A 3,673-nucleotide genomic window follows, 5' to 3' on the forward strand; every position below is an offset into this window, starting at 1 on the left:
GTCCCGACGGGCCCGAGGGCCCCGCCGGTCCGGCCGTGCCGAACCCGCCGGGTGTCCCCACCCCGCCGGGACCGCCTGGGGCTACCCCGCCGGGCAACGTGCACCACGCGGCCACGATGCTGGCCGACCCCAACCAGCCGGGTGCCCCCGGCATGCCCCCGGCTCCCGCCGGACCGGGCGCGCCCCGGACTCCGGGTGGTCCGCGGGAGGCCGTGGCCCACGCGGAGACCGTCCTGGCGGCGCCGCCGGTGGGCGGCCCGGGTGTGCCTCCGCCGCCGCAGGCCCCCGGCGCTCCCGGGATGCCGGGTGCTCCCGGCATGCCTCCCGGCGCCCCGCAGCCGATGCCGCCCGGTGCCGTGCCGCCCGGCGCGATGCCGCCTCCGGGTCAGCCGATGCCCGGTCAGCCGATGCCGGGGCAGCAGCCTCCGGCCTACGGTTACCCGCCGCAGGGGCAGCCGACGGTCGGCCCCGGGTATCAGGCGGTGCTGCGCTACCGCGCGCAGGACGGTTCCGAGCAGCAGCTGATCCGGCGTTCGGCGCCGGGCACGCCGCACCCGGAGTGGCAGATCTTCCACGAGCTGCGCGCCATGAACGTGCCGCCGGACAAGGTGCTGGAGCTGCACACGGAGCTGGAGTCGTGTGCGCTGCCGGGTGCGTACTGCGCGCGGATGATCCGGGAGCAGTGGCCGCAGGCGCGGATCGCGAGCATCGCGCCGTACGGCACGGACCACGCGAGCCGGCAGCAGGGCATGCAGCAACTTCTGGCACACCAGGGCGAGTTGCACCAGGTGGCGGACGGTCCCGCGCGGCCGGCGCCGGTGCGGGTGCCGGTGCCGCAGGTGCCGCCGGTGCCGCCCGTCCCGCCGGAGGCGATCGCGCAGGAGCTGGCGGCAGCGTTCGGTCCGGGCGTCTTCCGGTTCGAGCAGGCGGCGGTGTCGCGTCAGGGCGTGCCGCCCGTCGTGGCGCACACGCTGGTGATGGCGGGACTGCCGCTGGACATGGGCCCGTTCTTCTGGGCGCAGGCGCAGCCGGGCCGTCCGGTGCCGACGCTGGCGGAGCTGGCGCAGGAGCGCGGTGTGCAGCCGGCCCCGGACGCGGGCTCGTACCTGGTGATGGGCACCGACTTCGGCAAGGCGATCTGTGTGCAGTACGGCACGGCGAACATCGTCGCCGTCCCCGTGGAGGCGGGGCCGGGCGGTGCGTCCGTACCGCCGCAGTTCGTGAACACCGGGCTGCCGGAGTTCGCGCGCTGCCTGGCGCTGCTGGGCCGGATGTGGCGGCTGCGGTTCGGTCTGAACCAGGAGCAGGCGGGCCGCTGGACGGTCGACTTCCAGGCACAGCTCGCCTCGCTCGACCCGGCGGCGCTCGGTTCGCCGGAGAGCTGGTGGTCGGTGCTCCTCGAGCAGATGTGGGACGGACTGCTCTAGTGCCTTTGCGGCAGGGAGTCCGGCGCGGCTCCCGTCCGCGTGGCCCGTGGGGCCGGGTCCGGTCGTGTGACCGGGTCCGGCCCCATTTCCGTGCGGGGGCCGGGCATGATGAGCCGGTGGACTTCGAGCCGTATCGCGGTGAGCTGGTGGCGTACTGCTACCGGATGCTGGGCTCGTTCCACGAGGCCGAGGATCTGGTGCAGGAGACGATGCTGCGCGCCTGGAAGGCGCGTGACCGGTACGACCCCGCGCGGGCGTCCGTGCGGACCTGGCTGTACCGGATCGCGACCAATGTGTGCCTGACGGCGCTGGAGGGGCGCGGGCGGCGTCCGCTGCCGTCCGGGCTGGGCGCCCCGAGTGATGATCCCCGGGCGCCGCTGACGCCGGCGCTCGACGTCCCGTGGCTGGAGCCGTTCCCCGACGTGCGGTTCGACCTGGAGGCGCGGGCCGACCTGCGGCTCGCGCTGGTGGCGGCGTTGCAGTTGCTGCCGGCGCGGCAGCGGGCCGTGCTGGTGCTGCGCGAGGTGCTGGAGTTCAGTGCCGCCGAGGTGGCCGCGCAGCTGGGGACTTCGGCGGCGGCGGTCAACTCCGCGCTGCAACGGGCCCGTACCGCCCTCGCGGGCGTGGGTGACGTGGGCGGGGTCGCCGAACCGGAGGATCCGCAGGCGCGCGCGGTGGTCCAGCGGTACGTGCGGGCGTTCGAGGCGGCGGACGTTCCCGCGCTCGTACGGCTGCTCACGGACGACGCGGTCCTGGAGATGCCGCCGGTGCCGCTGTGGTACCGGGGCAGAGGGGACTACGGCCTGTTCATGGACCGCGTGTTCGGGCTGCGGGGTGTGGGCTGGCGTGCGCGGGACCTGACGGCGAACGGGCAGCCCGCGCTCGTGGCGTACGCGCCGGAGCCCTGCGGCGGGCACCGGCTCCACTCGGTGCAGGTGCTCACGGTGACGGGCGGCCGGATCGCGCGCAACGTGGTGTTCACGGACCCGCGTGTCCTCGCGTCCTTCGAGGGTCCGGAGCGGATTTCCCGCGACGAATCGCGTCCGGGGCGATGAATCGGGCCGGTGCCGCCGGTACGTACCGGTGAGCACCGACCGAAGGGACCCGTCGTCATGAGTGTCATCGTCATCGCGTTCACCACCCTGGACGGAATCGTGGAGGACCCGGACGGGTCCGGGGGCACGCCGAAGGGCGGCTGGATGTTCCGGTACGGCCGCGAGGCGGTCGCCGGGGACAAGTTCCGTCTCGGCGGCACCCTGGACGACGGGGTCCTGCTGCTGGGGCGCACCACCTGGGAGCTGTTCGCGCGGCTGTGGCCGGGCCGCGACGACCCGTTCGCGGCGCGGATGAACGCCGCGTCGAAACTGGTCGTCTCCCGCACCCGGTCCGACGTGTCGGCGTGGGCGCACTCACGGGTCGTCGACGGCGGTCTCGTCGAGGCCGTCCGGGACGAGCGGCGTGATGTGATCGTCGCGGGCAGCCTGGGCGTCGTGCACGAGCTGATGGTCAAGGACCTGGTCGACGAGTACCGGCTGATCACCTTCCCCGCCGTCCTCGGCACCGGCAGGCGGCTGTTCCCCGAGGGGTCCCCGGCGACGGACCTGGAGTGTCTGTCGGCCGATCGGGTGGGCGCCGCCGTCCTCACCCGTCACCGCAGGGCGGCCCGGTGACGGTTCGCCTCCCGTAGGAGGCGCGCGCCGCGTTCGCCCGGCCGCCGGGCGCGCGGTCCCGCTGACCGGAGTGCGCCCCCCCGGCCGTGACGTCTCCACGGAGTGTCGCGTTATGCACACTTGTCACCGATCCATCAAGATGTCCGCGAATTGGGCATTTCGCGTGGGTCCGGCGGAGAGGGGTTCCAGGGTGGGCAGCGCATCGATGTCGCCGCACGGCTTCGAGACCGTCCGGGGGCGTGGCTACCGCCCCGAGCAGGTCGACGCGTACGCCGCGGCGCTGTCCCGGGACCGCGACGCGGCGTGGGAGCGGGCCGCGCGGCTGACCGTGCTCGCCAGGGAGATGGAGGCGGAGGCGGAACGCCTGCGCGAGACCGTGGCGAAGCTCGCTCCGCAGACGTACGAGGCGCTCGGGGAGCGTGCGCGGCGCGTCTTCCAGCTCGTGCTGGAGGAGGCCGCGGAGACGCGGGAGTCCGCGCGGCGCGCGGCGGGGGGGGCGCGCGGGGCCGGCGCCCGCGCCGCCCCCCCCCCCCCCCCCGCCGGGGGGGGGCCGCGCGGGCGCCGGGGCCGCCCGCG

The 3,673-nt window shown here is 75.3% G+C and carries 3 protein-coding genes and 1 pseudogene; all 4 read left to right on the forward strand.

The window, feature by feature from the left end:
- On the forward strand, positions 1–1,427 hold a 1,427-nt coding region (locus ACFW2E_RS43260), incomplete at its 5' end, for an SUKH-4 family immunity protein (protein ID WP_384476591.1).
- Between the two features lie 116 nt (positions 1,428–1,543).
- On the forward strand, positions 1,544–2,482 hold the full coding sequence (locus ACFW2E_RS43265) for an RNA polymerase subunit sigma-70 (protein ID WP_384476594.1): 939 nt from the start codon (positions 1,544–1,546) through the stop codon (positions 2,480–2,482).
- A gap of 57 nt (positions 2,483–2,539) precedes the next feature.
- Positions 2,540–3,097, forward strand: coding sequence for a dihydrofolate reductase family protein (locus ACFW2E_RS43270; RefSeq protein WP_384476597.1), 558 nt, complete (start codon positions 2,540–2,542; stop codon positions 3,095–3,097).
- 205 nt (positions 3,098–3,302) lie between these two features.
- Positions 3,303–3,673, forward strand: a pseudogene (locus ACFW2E_RS43275) (hypothetical protein); the annotation flags it as partial.

It is taken from the genome of Streptomyces sp. NPDC058964 (genome assembly GCF_042741275.1).
Classification (GTDB): Bacteria; Actinomycetota; Actinomycetes; order Streptomycetales; family Streptomycetaceae; genus Streptomyces.